Genomic DNA, 1,321 nt, shown 5'->3' on the forward strand with positions numbered 1-1,321 from the left:
CTTCGGGCACTCATTCCTCGTCTGCGCCACCGGACTGTCGGCGCGCGAGATCGTGGACGAACTCGACCGGAGGATCTCGCTCGACCCGGCTGAGGAGCTCGCGTGCACCCGCGACCACCTCGCGAGGATCAACGCACTGCGGCTGGACCGGCTGCTCGACACCGGCGCACTGTGAGGAGCACCTGATGTCCCTGAGCACCCACGCGCTGGACACGTCCACCGGGACCCCCGCGGCCGGACTGGCGTACCTGCTCACCGACGCCGCCGGCGCGGAACTGGCCGCCGGCACCACCGACGGCGACGGGCGGGCCCCCGAGCTGGGTGGGGTCCGGATCGGCACCGGGGTGTACCGCCTGCACTTCGATACAGGCGCCTACCAGCGCTCGAAGGGGGTCCGGGGTTTCTACCCCGAGGCGGTCGTGTGCTTCGAGGTCACCGACCCGGCCGCCCACCATCACGTGCCGTTGATCCTGTCGCCCTTCGGCTACAGCACCTACCGTGGGTCCTGAGCCGCGGTCCTCGCCAACGCTCTGACCTGCGGCGCCCTGCACAGGGGTCGCAGGGCACCCCAGGTCACCGCCCGATCCCCCTCCGCGCGCACTCCCGGCGCAGCTCGGAGGCCACGGCGCGCTCGTCGAACCCGACCGGCCGGAAGTCCCGCACCACCACGACCCCACCCACCACCACGTGACGGGGGCGTCGACCCGGATTGGCCCACAGCAGGCCGGCGACAGGGTCGGCGACACCGGCGTCCGCCACGCCCGAGACGTCCCACACCACCAGGTCGGCGGCCGATCCCGGGGTCAGCCGGCCCAGCTCGGTGCGTCCCAGTCCGTCCGCTCCGCCGGCGGTGGCCATGGTCAGCACCTCGAGCGCGTCCATCGGCCGCCCCGCCAGAGGTGCGACCTGCATGGCCAGCCGGGCGTCGGCGAGCAGGTGGCCGGCGTCGTTGCTCCCGCCGCCCGAGGTACCCAATCCGACGCGCACCCCACCGTCGAGTAGCCGCGCGACGGGGGCCACGCCCCACCCCATGGGCAGATCGCAGGCCGGGGCGTGGGTGACGGTGGCCCCGCTCGCCGCGACCAGCGCCACCTCGGAATCGGTGATGTCGCACAGGTGGGCCAGGGTGACGTCGGGGGCGAGCCAGCCCCACTCGTCCAACAGGTCCAGGGGGCGCCTCCCGTACAGCTCGGCGGCGCGGGCCACGTCGACCTGCTCGTTGGCCTGCGTGCGACGGCGTAGGCCAAGCGTCCGCGCCACCTCGCCGAGGGCGCCGAAGGTGGCGGGCCCGTCGGCGTGGATCCCCGACGGGCCGACGGAC

The 1,321-nt window shown here is 74.0% G+C and carries 3 protein-coding genes; 2 read left to right on the forward strand and 1 reads right to left on the reverse strand.

The genetic code is table 11. The features are described 5' to 3' along the window. The coding region (locus IY392_RS19720; RefSeq protein ID WP_375292929.1) for a 2-oxo-4-hydroxy-4-carboxy-5-ureidoimidazoline decarboxylase at nucleotides 1-175 on the forward strand (175 nt) is incomplete at its 5' end. A 10-nt stretch (nucleotides 176-185) separates the two neighbouring features. Beyond that, a complete protein-coding gene (uraH, locus tag IY392_RS17710; RefSeq protein ID WP_107757192.1) occupies nucleotides 186-509 on the forward strand; it encodes a hydroxyisourate hydrolase in 324 nt (107 codons plus the stop codon). 64 nt (nucleotides 510-573) lie between these two features. Here uraH and IY392_RS17715 read toward each other — a convergent pair. Next, nucleotides 574-1,321, reverse strand: a 748-nt coding sequence (locus IY392_RS17715) for an amidohydrolase family protein (protein ID WP_194861943.1), incomplete at its 5' end; no start/stop codon positions are given.

The sequence above is a fragment of the Dietzia sp. SYD-A1 genome, assembly GCF_015356725.1.
Lineage (GTDB): Bacteria > Actinomycetota > Actinomycetes > Mycobacteriales > Mycobacteriaceae > Dietzia.